The sequence below is a fragment of the Actinopolyspora sabaoui genome (genome assembly GCF_051225635.1).
Taxonomy (GTDB): Bacteria; Actinomycetota; Actinomycetes; order Mycobacteriales; family Pseudonocardiaceae; genus Actinopolyspora.
On record NZ_JBMIHH010000006.1, the window covers coordinates 418235 to 437196 of the forward strand.

The 18962-nt window shown below is 68.1% G+C and carries 14 protein-coding genes and 1 tRNA gene; 8 read left to right on the top strand and 7 right to left on the bottom strand.

Translation table 11 applies throughout. The features are described from left to right. The first annotated feature begins 190 nt into the window (after nt 1-190). Both ACOQFL_RS14325 and ACOQFL_RS14330 read left to right on the top strand, forming a co-directional pair. A complete protein-coding gene (locus ACOQFL_RS14325; RefSeq protein WP_435544638.1) occupies nt 191-1402 on the top strand; it encodes a PQQ-dependent sugar dehydrogenase in 1212 nt (403 codons plus the stop codon). Between the two features lie 197 nt (nt 1403-1599). Further along, nucleotides 1600-2139, top strand: coding sequence for an acyl-CoA thioesterase (locus ACOQFL_RS14330; RefSeq protein WP_435544639.1), 540 nt, complete (start codon nt 1600-1602; stop codon nt 2137-2139). 309 nt (nt 2140-2448) lie between these two features. Here ACOQFL_RS14330 and ACOQFL_RS14335 read toward each other — a convergent pair whose 3' ends face one another. Both ACOQFL_RS14335 and ACOQFL_RS14340 read right to left on the bottom strand, forming a co-directional pair. Further along, entirely contained in the window at nt 2449-3057 is a 609-nt protein-coding gene (locus ACOQFL_RS14335) for a TetR/AcrR family transcriptional regulator (protein WP_435544640.1), read from the bottom strand. 358 nt (nt 3058-3415) lie between these two features. After that, nucleotides 3416-4384: an acyl-CoA desaturase gene (locus ACOQFL_RS14340; protein WP_435544641.1), complete on the bottom strand. Its 969-nt coding sequence runs from the start codon at nt 4382-4384 to the stop codon at nt 3416-3418. Between the two features lie 450 nt (nt 4385-4834). Here ACOQFL_RS14340 and ACOQFL_RS14345 point away from each other — a divergent pair. The 4 genes from ACOQFL_RS14345 to ACOQFL_RS14360 all read left to right on the top strand — a co-directional run bounded on the left by ACOQFL_RS14345 (nt 4835) and on the right by ACOQFL_RS14360 (nt 9643). Next, nucleotides 4835-4905: transfer RNA gene (locus ACOQFL_RS14345), tRNA-Gln, on the top strand. A gap of 62 nt (nt 4906-4967) precedes the next feature. After that, the gene (locus ACOQFL_RS14350; protein WP_435544642.1) at nt 4968-6704 is read left to right on the top strand and encodes a GGDEF domain-containing protein; all 1737 of its coding nucleotides are present in this window, start codon (nt 4968-4970) and stop codon (nt 6702-6704) included. A gap of 417 nt (nt 6705-7121) precedes the next feature. After that, the gene (gene glmU, locus ACOQFL_RS14355) at nt 7122-8621 is read left to right on the top strand and encodes a bifunctional UDP-N-acetylglucosamine diphosphorylase/glucosamine-1-phosphate N-acetyltransferase GlmU (protein ID WP_435544643.1); all 1500 of its coding nucleotides are present in this window, start codon (nt 7122-7124) and stop codon (nt 8619-8621) included. Nucleotides 8622-8662: 41 nt separating this feature from the next. Next, nucleotides 8663-9643: a ribose-phosphate diphosphokinase gene (locus tag ACOQFL_RS14360; RefSeq protein ID WP_165400790.1), complete on the top strand. Its 981-nt coding sequence runs from the start codon at nt 8663-8665 to the stop codon at nt 9641-9643. Between the two features lie 121 nt (nt 9644-9764). Here ACOQFL_RS14360 and ACOQFL_RS14365 read toward each other — a convergent pair whose 3' ends face one another. Further along, a complete protein-coding gene (locus tag ACOQFL_RS14365) occupies nt 9765-11048 on the bottom strand; it encodes an Nramp family divalent metal transporter (protein ID WP_435544645.1) in 1284 nt (427 codons plus the stop codon). A gap of 330 nt (nt 11049-11378) precedes the next feature. Here ACOQFL_RS14365 and ACOQFL_RS14370 point away from each other — a divergent pair, with 330 nt between their 5' ends. Beyond that, on the top strand, nt 11379-12008 hold the full coding sequence (locus ACOQFL_RS14370; protein ID WP_435544646.1) for a 50S ribosomal protein L25/general stress protein Ctc: 630 nt from the start codon (nt 11379-11381) through the stop codon (nt 12006-12008). A 324-nt stretch (nt 12009-12332) separates the two neighbouring features. After that, a complete protein-coding gene (pth, locus tag ACOQFL_RS14375) occupies nt 12333-12923 on the top strand; it encodes an aminoacyl-tRNA hydrolase (protein WP_435544647.1) in 591 nt (196 codons plus the stop codon). A gap of 157 nt (nt 12924-13080) precedes the next feature. Here pth and ACOQFL_RS14380 read toward each other — a convergent pair whose 3' ends face one another. The 4 genes from ACOQFL_RS14380 to ACOQFL_RS14395 form a co-directional block, all read right to left on the bottom strand. Continuing rightward, on the bottom strand, nt 13081-14754 hold the full coding sequence (locus ACOQFL_RS14380; RefSeq protein ID WP_435544648.1) for a fatty acyl-AMP ligase: 1674 nt from the start codon (nt 14752-14754) through the stop codon (nt 13081-13083). A 197-nt stretch (nt 14755-14951) separates the two neighbouring features. Then, nucleotides 14952-16754: an ABC-F family ATP-binding cassette domain-containing protein gene (locus ACOQFL_RS14385; RefSeq protein WP_435544649.1), complete on the bottom strand. Its 1803-nt coding sequence runs from the start codon at nt 16752-16754 to the stop codon at nt 14952-14954. 201 nt (nt 16755-16955) lie between these two features. Then, entirely contained in the window at nt 16956-17912 is a 957-nt protein-coding gene (locus ACOQFL_RS14390; protein WP_435544699.1) for a 4-(cytidine 5'-diphospho)-2-C-methyl-D-erythritol kinase, read from the bottom strand. 81 nt (nt 17913-17993) lie between these two features. After that, nucleotides 17994-18803, bottom strand: coding sequence for a MetQ/NlpA family ABC transporter substrate-binding protein (locus ACOQFL_RS14395; RefSeq protein ID WP_435544650.1), 810 nt, complete (start codon nt 18801-18803; stop codon nt 17994-17996). Between the last annotated feature and the right edge of the window lie 159 nt (nt 18804-18962).

Genomic DNA, 18962 nt, shown 5'->3' on the forward strand with positions numbered 1-18962 from the left:
ACTGCCTCCGGCCCGCGGGCACCCGGACCAGCGTACGACTCGCGGACGGTGTCTCCCCGGCGGCCCGCCCCACTCCGTGTGGGATGCCGCCCCATTCCGGTAGGGCCACTACCCGCTCCGGCAAGACATCGCGCCGAAAGTGCGCTTTCTTCCGGAGCGCCCGCCCCGAAAACGATGCCAGTATGTGGGCATGGTCACACCTGATCGTTCACCCCTTCCGAACCGGCCGGTGATCTCCCGCCGTGCGGCGCTCTCCGGCATGGCGGGCACGTTGTTGCTGGGAGGTTGCGGTGGCGGCGGGGGCACCGACGGTGAACGCACCACGGCACCGGATCCCGCGCCGTCGCTGCGGGTGGAGGTGCTCTCCGACCGGTTGGAGCACGGTTGGGACGTGGGTTTTCTGCCGGACGGTTCGGCACTCGTCACGCAGCGTCCCGGGCGACTGGCCGTGGTGGGCGATTCGAGAACCAGCACAGTGCGGGCGAACTTCGACGACCTGCTCGTGCGCGGGGAGGGCGGCCTCATGGGGCTGCTGGTGGACCCCGACTTCGGCGACAACCGGCGGTTCCTGACGTGCCAGACGCACCAGCGGCCCGGCGAAGTGAGCGACATCCGACTGGTCGAGTGGCGGTTGTCCGAGGACGGGCGGCGGGCCGAACGAACCGGCACGCTGCTGACCGGACTGCCGCTCAATCCCAGCGGCAGGCACTCGGGGTGCAGGCCCGCCCTGGACAACTCCGGGAATCTGCTGGTCAGCACCGGGGACACCGCCCGCCCCGGGGTTGCACAGGACCGGGGGTCACTGGGTGGCAAGGTGCTGCGGCTGCGGCCGGACACCGGTGATCCCGCACCGGGCAACCCGATGCTCGACGCCTCGGATCCCGCCACCCGGTTGATCTACACTTTCGGACACCGCAATCCGCAGGGCGTGGCCGTGCGCGACGACGGTGCGGTGTTCGTTGCCGAGCACGGCCCCGATGTGGACGACGAGCTGAACCGGCTGGTTCCGGGCGGCAACTACGGCTGGGACCCATCGCGGGGCGGGCGGAGCGGGTACTACGACGAGTCGGTGCCGATGACCGACCGGGAGCGGTTCCCGGACGCGGTACCCGCCGTGTGGACCTCGGGCGAGGAGACCGTGGCGGTCTGCGACGCGACCTTCCTGCGCGGTTCGCGCTGGGGATCGCTGGAAGGGGCTCTCGCCGTGACGACGTTGAAGGGCAGCAAGCTGCTGCTGTTCCGACTCTCCGACAACGGTCGCTCGGTACGGCGGTGGGTGCCGCAGGAACTGGACGGCACCCACGGCAGGTTACGAGCAGCCACACTCGGTCCGGACGACGCGCTGTACCTGACCACGTCGAACGGTTCCGGCGATCAACTGCTGCGGGTCACCCCGGGCTGACCTTCGGCGGTCCTGACCAGCCTCCGACGGTATGGCGTCGGTTCCACCGAGCGGGGCGGCGGTGAGCGAAGCACGGTGTGTCGGTGTTCACGGGCTGTTGTGGCGGGCGGACCGCCGAACCTAACGTTGTCTACTCGACAGTAACTTTTGCCGCTCATCCCACCGCGTTCCCGGCGCGGCACGGAAGGAACACACCGATGAACATGCTGCTGCGCCTGGTCGTGCTCGCGGTCAAGACCGCGTTCGGCCGCAGGGTGCACCCGCTCGGCCCCTGCTACACGAACCTCCGGGTGGCACCCACCGATCTGGACCTGCTGGGGCACATGAACAACGGTGTCTACTTCTCGATCTTCGATCTCGGGCGTATCGACCTGATGCTGCGGTCCGGCCTGCTGCGCAAGCTGCGCCCGCAGGGGTGGTACGCCGTGGTCACCAACGAGACCGGATCGTTCCGCCGCCCGCTGCGCCCCTTCCGGGCATTCACGCTGCGCACCAGGATCATCGGCTGGGACGAACGACACCTGTTCATGGAGCACCGGGCGGTCAGCGGCGGAAAGCTCACCACCACGGCGGTGATCCAGCTCCGGTTCCTCTCCAAGACCGGTGAGCGAGTCACCCCCGAACAGGTGGCGAACCTGCTGCCCGGCCCCGTGGAGCGTCCGGAGCTGCCCGAATGGGTGGCGCAGTGGAGCAAGGCAGGATACGAGCACACCCGCGAACTCGAACGGGAAAAGTGAGTGGTCGTCGGCTCGTTCTTCGTGGCGGTGCGGGTGGCGGAACCTCTCGCACGGCTCTCGCTGCGGGGGCCCCGACATCGGGTAGCGACCTACACAACGTCGGGGCCGTCCTCGCGAGAGCCGCACGGGAGAACCCGCGGCGGTGCCGGCCGCGAGGGTGGTCCGAGTTCGGCTTGCGAAGGGTGGTCGGGGCTCGGCCTGGGTCGTTCGGGCGCGGCGATTTCGTGGGAAATTGACGGCGCCGGGGCCGCATCGCCGAATCGGGATGTCAATTTCGCGAGAAATCGACGCGCACGAGGCCGTGGGCTCTCACTCGGTGTCGTGGTCGCGGCTGCGCAGCCGGGGCTCGTGTTCCAGGTGCGAGAGACCGTTCCAGGCGAGGTTGACCAGGTGGGCCGCGACCTCGTCCCTGCCGGGACGGTGCACCTCAAGCCACCACTGCCCGGTCAGTGCCACCATCCCCACCAGCGCCTGGCTGTAGAGCGGGGCCAGTTCGGGATCGTAGCCGCGAGCACTGAACTGGAGCCCGAAGATGTGCTCCACCTGGCTGGCTATGTCGTTGAGCAGCCCGGAGAACGTTCCGGTGGTACTGGCCACCGGAGAATCACGGACCAGAATCCGGAAACCGTCCGTGGAATTGTCGATGTAGTCCAGCAGGGCGCAGGCCGCCTGCTCCAGCAGCTCACGCGGGTGCCCCGCCGAGAGCGCGGAGACGACCATGTCGAGCAGCGTCTGCATCTCGCGGTCCACGACCACGGCGTAGATGCCTTCCTTGCCACCGAAGTGCTCGTAGACCACCGGCTTGGAGACGTCGGCGCGATGGGCGATCTCCTCGATGGAGGCACCGTCGAAGCCCCTCTCCGCGAACAGTGCCCTGGCGACGTCCAACAGCTGTTGTCGACGTTCCTTGCCGGTCATCCGCACCCGGCCGGTACTCCGCGCACCGTTGCCACCGGGAGCACTGTCGGATCGGCCCCGTCCACGTCGCCGCACCGCCATGACAGATCACCCTACGTACCGGAACGCCCGCCCGTGAACACGCCTTCCCAATGGTGTCGAACCCAGTGGTCTCGCACCGGGGTGTTCCGCGGCCCGCGCACCGAACGGCCGTGTTCACGGCCACCGGCTCCCCCGCGGGCTCTCACCGCTGGTGAGACCGACATCGAGCGGGGATCCCACACCATGTCGGTCCTTGCCGCGCGAGAGCCCGCGAGAGATTCCGCGACGTGATCACCCCGGCGAACCGGGCCGACGCCCTCCTACCGGAACGCGGGCCTCAGCCTTGCTCCTCGGTCACCGAGATGCGGGCGAGCCGCTGCTCATTGGGCCAGCGGACCTTCCAGGCCCAGCCGAGCTTCTCCAACATCCAGATCAACCGTGCCGAGATGTCGAGCTGCCCCTTGAGCACCCCGTGCCGCGCGCAGGTCGGGTCGGCGTGGTGCGAGTTGTGCCAGGACTCGCCGAACGAGATCAGCGCCAGCGGCCAGAAGTTGGCGGCCTTGTCGCGGCTCTTGAACGGACGCTCACCGATCATGTGGCAGATGGAGTTCACCGACCAGGTGATGTGGTGCAGCACCGAGACCCGGACCAGTCCGGCCCAGAAGAACGCGGTGAGCGCTCCCCACCAGGACCAGGTGATCAGCCCGCCGAGCACGGCGGGGAGCACGAAGCTGGCCACGGTCCACAGCGGGAAGAGCCTGTTGATCCGTTCGAGGACGCGGTCCTTGAGCAGGTCGGGAGCGAACCGGTCGGCGTTGGTCACGTCCCGTTCGAACAGCCAGCCCATGTGGGCGTGCCAGAAGCCCTTGGCCAGCGCGGCGGCGGAACCGCCGAAACGCCAGGGCGAGTGCGGGTCGCCCTCCCGGTCGGAGTAGGCGTGATGCCTGCGGTGGTCGGCGACCCAGTTGATCACCGGCCCCTGCACCGCGCCCATGCCCGAGATGGCCAGCACCACCTGGACGGCCCGGTTGGTCTTGAACGACCTGTGCGTGAACAGCCGGTGGAAACCGACGGTGACGCCGAGGCCGCTGAGTGCGTAGAAGAAGACGGCCAGCGAGATGTCCACCGCACCGAGTCCCCACCCCCAGGCGAAGGGAACGGCGGCCACGAGGGCGAGCAGTGGAACTATCACGAACACGTAGACCAGCGCTTGGGCGATGCGCGGGCGATCTCCCGCGGTAAGGGGTTTCGGAGCAGCGCGCCGGGGCGGCTGCTCCGCGGCCGCGCTCTCGGTTGGTGCGGTCATATCGCTACCTCAACTGGGGTCGGGAAACAGAGGTTTTACCGGTCGTTCGGAGCGGCCCGCTACCGCGTGCACACCCCACGGCCGCGCGGGTGACGCCCCGGCGCGACCGGAATGCACCATTCAGCCTACGACACCGTAACCTACGTCGGCGTAAGTTCCCGGCTTCCACCGCATCCCCAAGCCTCACACCGGCGGTGTCCCACGGCCACCCGGACCGACCGAAAACGATCACTCGGGAGACGTGGCGGGCCACACACAGGATGGGGCCGACCGAGCCGCCCCCACAACATCCATCCGGCTACGAACAACGAAACCGGACATGACATCATATGCTCGGATACGACAGCGGACAGTCGGACATCGCCAGCGCGACGCGTAGTCGGTAGGCTGCGGTGTGGACATCGGTGACGCGACGCCGCGTCAGCGGGAAAGTGATGTCGTGTCGTGCGGTCCGCCGTAGTGTAAAGGCAGCACCTCGGATTTTGGTTCCGATAGTCCAGGTTCGAATCCTGGCGGCGGAGCGACCGGCACCCCGGTTGACAACACGCACCGGCCTGGCCCGGCCGGATTTGGCAGGGGGTGTGTGCCGCTGCGCGACGACGTGGTTGACGCGCGGGAGGGAGCGGCAACCTCGCTCGGTGAACTGTCCGACGCGTGGTTGGTCGGACGTGCGCGCGAACTGCAGGTCGTCGGTCAGCACAGTGATCCACAGGGGCGGGACGCCACTCGTCGGGAAGCGGACAACCTCCTCACCGAGGCCCGCAGACGAGGGCATCCGAGAATGCTCGGACAACTGCTGTGCTGCTGCGCGACACTGCGCCTGTGCACGCCGGGCATGGCCGAGCAAGCCGTCCCGCTGCTGGATGAGCTGCTGACACACGCACGAAGACACCGACTCGACGTGCTTCGTGCCGACGCGCACGCCCTGCGCGGCAGGCTGGCCCTGCTGGACGGCAACGAGGACAACGCCCTGAACCAGGCCGCGGAAGCCCTGGTGATCCTGGACGACGACCTGGTGCCGGACGCGGCGCTGGGCAGGCGCTCCTGGGAACGGCTACTGGCCACCTCGCTGATCGACATCGGTCTCGTACTCACCCAACTGGGCGTGTTCGACATCGCCGACGAGGTGATGGCCCGGGCGCACCACCGAATCCGCGAGAGCGGCGGGCCGCACGAGATCGCCACCCACCTGATCAACCGGTGCCGGATGCTGCTCGGCTGGGGCCTGCGGCTGGAACGGATCGGCAAGCAGGACGACGCCGACGGCAGGTTCAGCACCGCGGCGCAGATAGCGGTCGCGGTGGACGGGCCGTGGCAGGAGTCGTTGTTCCCGCGGGTTCCCGGCAGGAAGGCCGCGGAGCAGATGCCCGTGCTGGCGGCCGCCTGCGCACTGGCGGAGCCGGACGGTTCGCACATCGACAAGCTGGAGGAGGTTTCCGATCCCGGGCTGGAACTGCCTGTGCAGGAAACGATCATCATAGCGATCGCGTTGGCCCGGTGCTACGACAGCGCGGAACGTCCGGACGAGGCGACCAAAGTGCTTTTCGAGACGCGGCAGCGGGTCTGCGAGGACATTTCCGAACCCAGTCTGCGGATCTCGCTGGTGCGCGAGTACGCCAGACGCGCCAGGCTCGATCCGGACAACGCCGCCGTCGCCGTCGAGGAGTACGCCCAGGAGCTCGAATCGGAGCTGTGGACCATGCGCGCCTCGCGCAGCGCCACGCTGATGGCCCGCCTGGATCGGCAGCGGCTGAACCGGCAGCACCACGCGATCACCAGGCAGGCCATGCACGACCCGCTCACCGGACTGCCCAACCGCAGAGCGCTGGACGCGAAGCTGGAGAGCATGCTGCGTGAACCCGACGCGCAGCCGCTGTCGGTGGCACTGGTCGATCTGGACGGTTTCAAGGAGGTCAACGACCAGCTCTCACACGCCGAGGGCGACGAGGTTCTCCGGGTCATCGCGCGCACGCTCAGCGACACGCTCCGCGCCGACGACCTCGTCTCGCGCTACGGCGGTGACGAGTTCGTGGTCCTGCTGCCCGGGGTGGAACTGGAGGCCGCCGAGAGCGCGCTGACCCGTACGGTCAACGCCGTTTCCCGGTTGCCCGGTTCGCTGTCCCGGGGGGTGACGCTGTCCATCGGGGTGGTGGCGATGCTGCCGCAGGAGAGCGGCAGCGAGGTGCTGGCCCGTTCCGACACCGCGATGTACCAGTCGAAACGGCGGGGCGGTAATCAGGTCGCGGCGATGTCCGGGGACGCGCACCACGGTGATCCCACCGAACCGCCTGCCTGGATTCCACCCGAGTCGGAGCAGTAGTCGTCGTCCCGGTTCGCCGAGGTGCCCGAAATCCGGGACAGGGCTCGCTCCGTCGGAGGAGCGGCGAGCGAGTCGTGAGACCTCGGTTTCGTCGGGGCTCTCCGGGACACCTCTGTTCCGCCCCGGAGAGCGCGGTCCACGCCCGGACGAGCGGAAGATGAACACGCGAGAAACCACACGAAACCGCGCACGGAACGGACACGCGCGGTAACATTCCTCCCACCGGCACACCGACACGTCAGTACATACCGGGGCAGCGATCCGATACAGCGTCCGGACAGTTACCCTTCACCCGATTGGACGTACAGGCACCGTCCTTACCGGGGCTGCTAAGGGTTCGGTCTCGCGGAGTCCGGCAGTAACCACGAGTGGCGGTGAGTCGGCGTCGAAACCGCTGGACTCCGAGGGAGAGCATCGATGCTCGAGGGCGTTTCGGCCCAGCCGCCTTCGGACGGCATGTCCTCCGACCCCGTGAGTGTGCTCGTGTTGGCCGCGGGCGAAGGCACTCGAATGAAATCCGCGACTCCGAAGGTGCTGCACCGGATCGCGGGGAGGCCGCTGCTCGAGCATTCCGTCCGCGCCGCCGCGGGCGCGGAACCGGACGAGTTGAGTGTGGTCATCGGGCACGGCAGGCAGGCCGTCGACGAACATCTCGCAACGCTGCAGGACGGACTCGGTCGCCGCATCGAGACGGTGGTGCAGCAGGAACAACTCGGCACCGGCCACGCGGTGCGCTGCGGGCGACAGCAGCGGGAGTCCACCGGGACCGTGCTGGTCACCTACGGTGATATTCCGCTGCTCGATTCCACCACGATGCGGACACTGCTGAGTGAACACCGCCGCTCCGGCAACGCGGTAACCCTGTTGACCGCCGTGGTGGAGAATCCGGCCGGGTACGGGCGAATCGTGCGCGACGCGGCGGGCGAGGTCACCTCCATTGTGGAGCAGAAGGACGCCACGCCCGAGCAGGCCGCGATCGACGAGATCAATTCCGGGGTCTACGCCTTCGACGCGAGTTTCCTCGACACCGCGCTGCGGCGACTTTCCACCGACAATTCGCAGGGTGAGTTGTACCTCACCGACGTGGTGGCGATAGCCCGCGGCGAGGACCGTGGCGTGGGCGCCCTGGTGTGCTCGGACAACTGGCTGGTCGAGGGGGTCAACGACCGCGTCCAGCTCGCCTCGGTGGGGGCCGAGCTCAACCGCAGGTTACTGCTGCACTGGATGCGCGAGGGCGTCACGATCACCGATCCGAGCAGCGTGTGGTTGGACTGCGACGTGCGGCTCGGTCGGGACGTCGTGCTGGAACCGAACGTACGACTGCGTGCGGGCACGACCGTGGGGGACGGCGCGAGCATCGGCCCGGAAACGACGCTGACCGGCTGCTCGATCGGGGCGGGCGCCGAGGTCGTGTCCACCCACGGCGAGCACGCCGAGGTCGCGGCTGGGGCATCGGTGGGGCCGTTCGCCTACCTCCGTTCGGGCACCCGTCTCGGCGAGGAAGGCAAGGTAGGTACTTTTGTCGAGGTGAAGAACGCCGACATCGGCGCGGGAACCAAGGTTCCCCACCTGAGCTACGTCGGGGACGCCACGGTTGGCACGAACAGTAATATCGGAGCTGCCACGGTTTTCGTCAACTACGACGGCGTGGCCAAGCACCACACGGTAATCGGTTCTCACGCACGTACTGGTGCCGACAACATGTTCGTGGCTCCGGTTCGGGTGGACGACGGCGCCTACACCGCCGCGGGCTCGGTCATCACGGATGATGTTCCCCCTGGTGCGATGGCGGTCGCCCGAGGAAAACAACGCAACATCGAAGGCTGGGTCGCCAAACGACGGCCCGGTACAGCCGCCGACGAGGCCGCCCAGCGTGCGCTGGCCGACCGTGAGCACTCCACCGAGCACGACGAGTGACACTCGAGTTTTTCAGCCGTCAACGGGAGGGGACGATGACCGTGAGTGCAATGTCTGCGACTCCGAAGAAGAGTCTCAAACTCTTTTCCGGCCGCAGTCATCCGGAACTGGCCGAGGAGGTCGCCAAGCATCTGGACGTTACGGTCACACCGCAGGCGGCCTACGAGTTCGCCAACGGCGAGATATTCGTCCGCTACGACGAGTCGGTACGCGGGTGCGACGCGTTCGTGATCCAGTCGCACAGCAGCCCCATCAATGAGGCCGTGATGGAGCAGCTGGTCATGGTGGACGCGCTCAAGCGCGGTAGCGCCAAGCGCATCACGGTGGTCCTGCCGTTCTACGGATACGCCAGGCAGGACAAGAAGCACAAGGGTCGCGAGCCCATCTCGGCACGGTTGATGGCCGATCTGTTCAAGACCGCGGGTGCCGACCGCATCCTGACCGTGGATCTGCACACGGACCAGATTCAGGGCTTCTTCGACGGCCCGGTGGACCACCTGCTGGCCCAGACCGTGCTGTCCGACTACGTCAGGGACGCCTACTCCGAGGAGCGGATCACGGTCGTCTCCCCGGACTCCGGCCGGGTGCGCGTGGCCGAGAAGTGGGCGGACAACCTCGGTGGAACACCGCTGGCCTTCATCCACAAGACCCGCGACCCGACCAAACCCAACGAGGTGGTGGCCAACCGCGTGGTGGGTGACGTGGAGAACCGGCTGTGCGTGCTGGTCGACGACATGATCGACACCGGCGGGACGATCGTGAAGGCCACCGAACAGCTGCTGGAGGCGGGCGCCAAGGACGTGATCATCGCCGCGACGCACGGCGTGCTGTCCGGCCCGGCCGTGGAACGGCTCTCCAACAGCGGAGCCAAGCAGGTGGTGCTCACCAACACCCTGCCCATCCCCGAGGAGAAGCGGTTCGAGAAGCTCACGGTGCTCTCGATCGCTCCGCTGATCGCCAAGGCGGTGCACCAGGTGTTCGAGGACGGCTCGGTGACCGGGCTGTTCAACGGCCAAGCCTGACCAGCCCCGGCCTGACCAGCCCCGGGGTGAGCGAACCCCGATCCTCCGCCCTGGTCGCGGCGTTTTCCCGCGAAATCGCCGCGACCAGGGCGCGGCGGACAACCGGGGCGACGAAGCCCCGTCAGGACACGTAGCCGATCAGCTTGTCCCCGGCCAGCACGACGAACAGCACCAGGCACAGGGTCAACACGGTGTTGGACAGCCATCGCGAGCGGTGGGCGGCGGGCATCCGTCCCGAGTTCAGCAGCACCAGCAGCGTCCCGGCCAAGAACGGCATGAACAGCGCGCCCAACACCCCGTAGGCGATGGTGAGCTGGAACGGCTTGTCCAGGAACAACAGCGACATCGGTGGAACGGTCAACCACAGCACGTACCCGCGGAACGGCCAACTGCGCATCCCTGCCGTGTTCTCGTGAGCCGTACCGGAGGCCGAACCGGTTTCCCCGCGTGACCACCAGGTACGCCACCAGTCGGCGAACAGCAGGCTCACTCCGTTCCACACACCCAGCAGGGACGTGAACGTCACCGCCAGGAATCCGACCAGGAACGGCAGCCGCGCCCACTGCCCGTAATCCGCGGCCAGCCGCTGCCCGAGTTCGAGCAGACCGCGGTCACCATCGGCCATGCCCTGTCCCAACAGCAGTTCGGAGCCCACGATCAGCATCGCCACCACGAAGATGCCGGTGGTGATGTAGCCGACCGCGTTGTCGGTGCGCATGAACGGGATCCAACGCGGGGTCCGCCACCCCTTCGCCATCGTCCAGTAGCCGTAGGCGGCCATCGTGATCGTGCCGCCGACACCACCCATCAGCCCCAGCACATAGGCCAGTGATCCCTCCGGCAGCCGGGGGACGAGCCCGCCGCCGAGCGCGACGAGGTTCGGACCGACCAGCACGGCGGTTCCCACCACGGCCACGAACATGACGCCGACCAGGATCGTCATCAGCCGTTCCAATAGCCGGTACCGACCCAGCCACACCAGCACCAGACCGACGAGGCCGCAGATCATCCCCCAGTAGCGCACCGACAACCCCGGGAACAGCGCGTTCAGCGGCAGGCCGGTGGCCGACATGGCGGTAGCGCCGTAGACGAATCCCCACAGCACGATGTAGACGCCGAAGAACCCGGTGGCCCAGCGTCCGAGCGAGCGCCACCCGGCGAGGATGGTGCTGCCGGAACCGAGGTGCCAGCGCCCCACCGCCTCGCCGATACCCATCTTGAAAATTGTTCCGAGCAGGATCGCCCAGAACAGCGCATAACCGAAACGCGATCCCGCTACCAGCGTGGCGACCAAGTCGCCCGCGCCGACGCCGGTGGCGGCTGCCATGATGCCCGGCCCGACGCGCCGGAGCCTGCTGCGCCAGTCCGTGCTCGCTGGCTCACTCGCGGTGGTCTCGGCAGTCATGCGGGTCAACCTAGTATCGCGTGGCCGGACAGGAAAGACATTGACGGCGAAACCCGCCCGGATCCGCTCCCCCGGCCTTCGCCCCGGCCGGTTAACCAGCCGGAACGGTCGCCACATACAATGACATGGTTGCCTCGGCGAGGTCGGGTTCGCGAACCCGGCGTTATCGGCGTGGCGGCTGGTGGTCACCGGTGGAACACCTGTGCACCGCTCCGGCTCCCAGGGTTTCGGCAGAGCGTTCGGCGCCCCCTTCGCCATACCAGTCGCGCGTCGCTCCGCCGCAGGACAGCGACTGATGCACACCATCCCTGAGCCAAGGAGTACGCCACCGTGTCCGAAGTACGTCTCGCAGCGGAACAGCGCCACGAGTTCGGCAAGGGAGCCGCCCGCAGGTACCGCCGGGCGGGCAAGATCCCCGCGGTGCTCTACGGTCACGGTTCCGACCCGAAGCACCTCGCGCTGCCCACCGTGGATTTCGCTCGCTTGGTCCGCGAGAACGGCCGTAACGCCGTACTGACCCTCGACGTGGCGGGTGACAAGAGCGAGCTCGCCCTGTGCAAGGAAATCACCTCGCACCCGATCAAGAACTACATCGAGCACGTGGACCTGCTGCTGGTCAAGCGCGGCGAGAAGGTCACCGTCAACGTGCCGGTCGTGGTCAACGGCGAGGCCGCTCCCGGCACCCTGGTCACCCAGGACGCGAACGAGATCCAGATCGAGGCCGAGGCCACGCACATTCCGGAGCAGCTGGAGCTCTCGATCCAGGACGCCGAGGCCGGTACCCAGTTCCACGCCCCCGACGTGACCCTGCCGCGCGGCGTCACGCTGCAGAGCGGCGAGGACGTCCTGGTCGTCAACATCTCCGAGGCACCGACCGAGGCCGACATGGAGTCCGAGATCGACACCAGCGGTGCCGGGGTTGTCGAGGAAGCCTCCGAGGAGGAGACCTCGAACGAATGATCACCTCCGGGTGACACTTCGTCGGTCCGGTTTTCGTAGCCGGTTCAGTGGCGGAACCTCTCGTGCGGCTCTCGCTGCGGGAAGGCCCGACATCGGGTAGGTACTACACCACGTCGGGCCTTCCTCGCGAGAGCCGCACGGGAGGCCCCGCGGGTGATCGAGCTGACAGTGGTCGTTTCGGCACTGCCACGCCGCAGCACGCGGGTGAGACGCCGTTTTCGCCAAGCATGTCGAGGCGTAACAAGTTCCAACGGAACAACGGGTGGGGCCGCTCGGGTCGACTCGTGTGACCACACCCCCGGTATTGGCTGATCCGAGGATGTCGTGACTACACGGGACAGTGAAGACACAACCGGGCTCGCACTGATCGTCGGGCTGGGGAATCCGGGACCGCGCTACGCGGGCAACCGCCACAACGTGGGGTTCCTGGTGGCCGACGAGCTGGCTGAACGCGTCGGCGGCAAGTTCAAACGGCACAAGTCCGGGGCCGACATCGCCGAGGGCGGACTGGACGGCACCCGTGTGGCGCTGGCCAAGTCCCGCTCGTTGATGAACCTGTCCGGTGGCCCCGTCGCGGGAGCGGCCCGATTCTACAAGGTCACGCCCGAGTCGGTGATCGTGATCCACGACGAGCTGGACCTGGCGTACGGCACCGTCCGGCTCAAACGGGGCGGCGGCGAGAACGGCCACAACGGACTCCGTTCCATCAGCAAGTCACTCGGCACCCGCGACTACCTGCGAGTTCGGTTCGGGGTGGACCGCCCGCCGGGAAGGATGGACCCGGCCGACTACGTGCTGCGCGACTTCTCGCGCACCGAGCGGTCCGAACTCGGGTTCTTCGTCGATCGCTGCGCGGACGCGGTGTCGACCCTGGCGGCCAAGGGCCTGGAGGCGGCGCAGAACGAGTTCCACTGAGGGTGCCCCCGGTTCACGCCTTCGGAGGCGCACTGCGATCCGAGCCCCACAACATTTCGCGAGAAATCGACGCCGCCGTGGGGGTCGACACGAGTCGCGCTCCGTCCGAGTAGGAATCGACCGACTCCGGTTACCGGGACGAACACCACCTGGATGGTCAAGCCAGCAATTCGGCACCGGCACCTCGCCGGAGCTTGCCGGAGGGCGTTTTGGGCAGCGAACCCGGTGCGACCACCAGCACGGTGGAAGGCCGGGCTCCTACCTCGCCGAAAACCTTCGCGGCGACTTCCTTACGCAGGCGGCGTTCCTCGGTCTCGTCGCCCACCGAACGGGACTCCACGATCACGGCGAAGTGCTCGCGCCGCGTGTCGGCGTCCCTGCGCACCGCAGCGGCGTTCCCGGCACGCACCCCCTCCACCGTGCAGGCCGCCCGTTCGATGTCGGCGGGGTACACGTTGCGGCCGCCGAGCACGATCACTTCCTTCCGGCGCCCGCACACCACCAATTGCCCGTCCACCAGGTACCCCTCGTCCCCGGTGTCCAGCCAGCCGTTCCCGTCGGTGGCCGAGACCGGTCCGTGCACCGTCAGATAGCCGGGTGTGACGGCGGCACCGCGGATCAGAACTCTCCCCACGCTGCGTTCCGGCAGCGGCGCACCGGACTCGTCGACCACCAGGACCTCCATCCCCGGCAGTGGCGGACCGAGCATCGCGAACCCGCGTGCCCCCTCTTCCGCCGGCTCCACGGGGACGGACCGTCGCGAGGTCCGAAGCTCCTCCGCATCCACGGTGTCCACGCTCAAGCCGCTGTGCGCGGGCGCGAACGTGACAGCCAGGGTGGCCTCGGCCATGCCGAACGCGCACACCACGCACTCCGGACGCAGCCCGAACCCGGCTCCCGCCGCGAGGAACCGCTCCACCGTGCCGGGATCCACCGGCTCGGCACCGTTGAGGGCGAACCGCAGCGTGGACAGGTCGAACTCCCGCTGCCCCGCCCGTTCCAACCCCCGCGCGGTGATGGCGTAGGCGAAGTTCGGCGCGGCGGTGACGGTACCGCCGTACCGCCCGATCAGCTCCGGCCACAGCGAGGGTCGCGCCAGGAAGTCGGCCGGGGTGACCTTGACCAGCCGCATCCCCAGCGCCATCGGTACGGCCAGGCAGCCGACCATCCCCATGTCGTGGAACAGCGGCAGCCACGAGACCGCCACGTCGTGCTCGGGGGACAGCCGTGCGGCGGCCGTGATCGCCCGGGTGTTGTGGTGGAGATTGCCGTGCGTGATCCGCACCGCCTTGGGCTCGGCGGAGGAGCCGCTGGTCAGCTGCAGCAGCGCGAGGGCGTCCTCGCCGGTGGGAACCTCTTCGCTCGGCGCGGTCTCCGTCCGCGACAGCTCGTCCAGGTCGCGGAATCGGATGCCCTGCTCGGCCAACACGGGGGCGAACTCGTGGAACGGCTCACCGAGCAGCACCAGGTCGGCCCCGATCATCCGGGTGACGCGCAGCGTGTCGGTGGCCCAGACCTCGAGATCGGTGCGGGGCGTTGGCTGGTGCAGCATCGTCACCGAAGCCCCGGCCAGCCAGACCGCCTGCACCGCGGGAACCACGGAGTCCGGCCTCGCGGCGAGGACCGCCACCGCGTCACCACGGCGCACCGGCGGCACCTCCTCGGATTCCCCGGGGAAGCGCAGCGTGGTCGACATCCGCAGCGCACACTCGCGCACCTGCCACCAGCTTCGGCAGCGGGGCGCGTGCGGCTCACCGGTAACCAGGCCTCGAGTGGCGGGGCCGTGGTCCGCGGCGGCCGCGGCGGCCACCATTTTCGTGAAGCGGCTCACACTTCCAGCCTACTTCGTGCCGGGCCGAATCCCGCTACTCCTGTTGGCGGACAGCGCTGCGAAAGCCCCGGTCATCCTCGCTTCTGACGCGAGACGGGCGTCGATTTCTCGCGAAATCGCCGCCCCGGGGGCGGCGAGCCGAGCCCGACCACGCACGCCGAGCCCGGCGCCGATGCCATGCAGCCGTTCCGGTGGGATCACCCCAGGCTGTCGGCCAGCTCCATCCAGCGGGACTCGATGTCGTCCTTCTGCTCCCGCAGTTCGCGCAGCCGCGAGTTCAACTCCTGCAGCCGCTCCGGTTCGGTGGCGGCCTCGGCCAGCTGGTTGTGCAGCTCCTGCTCCCGGTCGGAAAGTTTGTCGAGCTGGCGCTCCAGCCGGGAGAGCTCCTTGCGCGCGGCGCGGTCCTGCGCACCGGACAAGCCACTCGACTTGGCCTTTCCGCCCTGCTCGGAATCGGTGGAGTCCTGCTGCCTGCCGAGGGACTGATCCCCGCTCTCCAGCAGCGAGCGACGCCTGTTCAGGTACTCGTCGATCCCGCCCGGCAGGTGGGTGATGTTGCCGTCGCCGAACAGCGCGACCACGTTGTCGCAGACCCGCTCCACCAGGTAGCGGTCGTGCGAGACGACCACCAGGGTTCCGGGCCAGCCGTCCAGCAGGTCCTCCAGCTGCTGCAGGGTGTCGATGTCGAGATCGTTGGTGGGCTCGTCGAGCACGAGCACGTTGGGCTCGTCCATCAGCAGCCTGGCAAGCTGCAACCTGCGGCGCTCGCCGCCGGAGAGGTCCTCGACCCTGGTCCACTGCCTGCCCTTGCCGAAACCGAACCGCTCACCCAGCTGGGAGGCGGTCAGCTCGTACTTGCCGAGCGTGACCTGCTTGGCGACGTCCTCGATCGCCTCCAGCACGCGCCACTGGCCGGGCAGGTCGTGCAGCTCCTGGGTGAGGTGCGCCAGCCGGACCGTCTTGCCCTCGATCCGCTTGCCGCCGTCGGGCTCCCGCTCCCCCGCGAGCAGCCGCAGCAGTGTCGTCTTGCCGGAACCGTTCACCCCGACCACGCCGACCCGTTCACCCGGACCGAGCCGCCAGGTCACGTTGTCCAGCAGCTTGCGGTCGGCGACCCGGAGGTCGACGTCCTCCAGCTCGACGACAGTGTTGCCCAACCGGCGCTTGGCGAACGAGACGAGCTCCACGGTGTCCCTGGGTTCGGGGACATCGGAGATCAGCGCTTCGGCCGCCTCCACGCGGAACTTCGGCTTGGAGGTTCGCGCCTTGGCGCCGCGCTGCAACCAGGCGAGTTCCTTGCGGGCCAGGTTGCGGCGCTTCTCCTCGGTCTGCTGCGCGATCCTGGCCCGCTCCGCCCTGGCGTAGACCCAGTCGGCGTAACCGCCCTCGTACTGCTCGACCCGGCCGTCGACGACCTCCCAGGTGCGGTTGCACACCTCGTCGAGGAACCACCTGTCGTGGGTGACGATCACCAGTGCGCAGCGCCGCGAGAGCAGATGGTCGGCCAGCCAGCGCACCCCTTCGACGTCGAGGTGGTTGGTCGGCTCGTCCAGCACCAGCAGGTCGAGCTCGCGTACCAACGCGGCGGCCAGCGCCACGCGACGTCGCTCACCGCCGGAGAACTCGGCGACCCTGGTCTCCAGCCCCAGCCCGGTCATGCCGAGCCCATTGAGCACCGAACGCACCTTCGGGTCGGCGGCCCACTCGTGTTCGGCGGTGAAGCCCTGCGGGTCGAGCACAGCGTTGCGCACGGTGGCGTCGGCGGGCAGCTCGGTGCGCTGGGTCACGACCGCGCTGCGCAGATCGCGGGTGTGGTTGACCCGCCCCGCGTCGGGTTCTTCGATGCCGGTCAGTATCTCCAGCAGGGTCGTCTTGCCACCACCGTTGAGACCGACGACCCCGATGCGGTCGGTCTCGGTCACGCCGAGCGAGACTCCGTCCAGCAGCGGTCGGACCCCGTGGCTCTTCTCGACCGATTCCAGGTTGATCAGGTTGGCCATCGAGTGTTGGTCACTCCGTCGACTTCGAGTATGCGCGGAACAGGCCGCGGACATCGCGTCCGGACCATCGATTTCATTGCGCGGGCGGGTCGGTGTGCGGCTGAGACCACCGGCGACCGGGGCTCCCGAGGAAGGGCTCCCGACGAACGGGGTCCCGGTGACCGCGTCGCGGTCACGCTCGGCGCCACGTCCGCCCCGAACTCACGCGTGCACCTGCGGCGGGGTGGGAGGACGATCGACGTGCTCGTCGCCGATCAACCGTGCGCCCGGAACGGGTCCCTGCGCCACTCGCACCGTCCGGCAGACCCCCGCACCGGAGAGCTCGGCGGCGACGCGCACCGCCTCCTCCCCGTCGGTGCACAGAAAGGCACAGGTCGGACCGGAGCCGGACACGATGCCGGCCAGCGCTCCCGCGTCCACCCCGGCGCGCAGCGTGCGCCGCAGTACCGGCCGCAGTGAGACAGCAGCGGCCTGCAGATCGTTGCCCAGCAGCAGGGCGAGTTCGCGCGGGTCACCAGAGGCCAGTGCCTCCAGTAGCGGTTCGACCTCGCCCACGCGATTGTCCGAGTTCCGCCGCAACCGGTCCAGCTCGGTGTACACCTCCGGTGTCCCGAGGCCTTCACCGTGCAGCGCGATCACCCAGTGATAAGTGTGTCGGGCCAGCACGGGCACCAGCCGCTCGCCGCGGCCGGTGCCGAGCGCGGTACCGCCCTGCAGGGCGAACGGTACGTCGCTGCCGAGTCGCCCCGCTATCTCGGAGAGCTCGTCACGACCGAGTTCGAGCTTCCACAGCGCGTTCAGGGCGAACAACGTGGCGGCGGCGTCGGCGCTACCCCCCGCCATGCCGCCCGCGACCGGTATTCCCTTGTTGATCGAGATGTGAACACCGGTCTCGTCGGGATCCCTGCCACTGGCACGGGCGAGTTCGAGTACGGCTCGCCATGCCAGGTTGTCGGAATCCAACGGCACGCTTTCCGAACCTTCGCCGTGCACCTCGATGCCAGGCTCGTCGGAACTGCGTACCGTGATCTCGTCGGTCAGCGACAGCGCCTGGAAAACGGTCACCAGCTCGTGATAACCGTCCTGGCGACTGTCACCGACCGAGAGATGCAGGTTCACCTTCGCCGGGACCCGGACGGTGATCGGGGTCGGTACCACGGACAGCACACCCCCCAGGGTACGTGTTCGTGCCGCGCACGTTCAGGTGTGCGTGCGACCGGGTCCCGGGCGGGCGTGCGATCAGGTCGCGGGGATAACGGACTTGCCGCCGTACTGCTCGTTGATGAAGTCCTTGACCTCCTGGGACTGCAGCATGTCGACAAGCTTGTCCACACGCGGATCACCCCGCATCTCGGAGTTGGTGACCACCCCGTTGACGTAGGGGTTGTTCTCGGTCGACTCCAGTGCCAGCGGGTCGTCCAGATTGGCCTTGAGCGCGTAGTTGCCGTTGACCACGGCGAACCGCACGTCCTGCAGCGAGCGCGGGATCTGGGCGGCCTTGAGCTCCTCGATCTGTAGGTTCTTCGGGTTGTTGACGATGTCGCGGACATCGGTCTCCTCGGCCGCACCCTGCTTGAGCTCGATCAGCCCCTTGGACTGGAGCAGCTTGAGCGCCCGCCCCCGGTTGGAGGGATCATTGGGGATCATCACGGTGGCGCCGTCGGAGACCTCGTCCAGCGAGTCGATCTTCTTGGAGTAGATGCCCAGCGGCTCCAGGTGCACGGGGGCGACCCAGTGCAGGTCACCACCGCGCTCCTCCTTGTACTCCTCGAGGAACGGCTTGTGCTGGTAGTAGTTGGCGTCCAGCGACCCGTTGGCCGTGGCCGCGTTGGGTCTGTTGTAGTCGCTGAACGTCTCGATCTCGATCTTCAGGTCCTGCTCGGCGGCGAGGTTCTCCTTGACGAACCGCAGGATCTCGCCGTGCGGCTGCGCGGTGGCACCGACCTTGATCGCCGCGTTCGGGTCGTCCTGCGCGGCCGAGCCGCCACCGCAACCCGCTAACGCGAGTGTGCAGGCGGCGAGCACGGAGGCGAGAAGTTTGGTACGCATCGAAGGTCCTTTCGGATCTCGGTTCGGCGGCGTTCGCCGCCTTACCGGCCCGTGAGGCCGGTCGGCTTTGTCGGTTTCTTCGGTTTTGTCGGTTTATTTCGGGCAGTTCTCGATGCGGTGGGCAGGCTCGACACGTCGAGCCTCGGGAATCACCGGGAG

Excerpts from the sequence above, each read along its gene's own strand:
- glmU (WP_435544643.1), top strand. The coding sequence starts at position 7,122 with ATGCTCGAGGGCGTTTCGGCCCAGCCGCCTTCGGACGGCATGTCCTCC.
- ACOQFL_RS14385 (WP_435544649.1), bottom strand. The coding sequence starts at position 16,754 with ATGGCCAACCTGATCAACCTGGAATCGGTCGAGAAGAGCCACGGGGTC.
- ACOQFL_RS14340 (WP_435544641.1), bottom strand. The coding sequence starts at position 4,384 with ATGACCGCACCAACCGAGAGCGCGGCCGCGGAGCAGCCGCCCCGGCGC.
- ACOQFL_RS14330 (WP_435544639.1), top strand. The coding sequence starts at position 1,600 with ATGAACATGCTGCTGCGCCTGGTCGTGCTCGCGGTCAAGACCGCGTTC.
- ACOQFL_RS14325 (WP_435544638.1), top strand. The coding sequence starts at position 191 with ATGGTCACACCTGATCGTTCACCCCTTCCGAACCGGCCGGTGATCTCC.
- ACOQFL_RS14395 (WP_435544650.1), bottom strand. The coding sequence starts at position 18,803 with ATGCGTACCAAACTTCTCGCCTCCGTGCTCGCCGCCTGCACACTCGCG.
- ACOQFL_RS14335 (WP_435544640.1), bottom strand. The coding sequence starts at position 3,057 with ATGACCGGCAAGGAACGTCGACAACAGCTGTTGGACGTCGCCAGGGCA.
- ACOQFL_RS14365 (WP_435544645.1), bottom strand. The coding sequence starts at position 11,048 with ATGACTGCCGAGACCACCGCGAGTGAGCCAGCGAGCACGGACTGGCGC.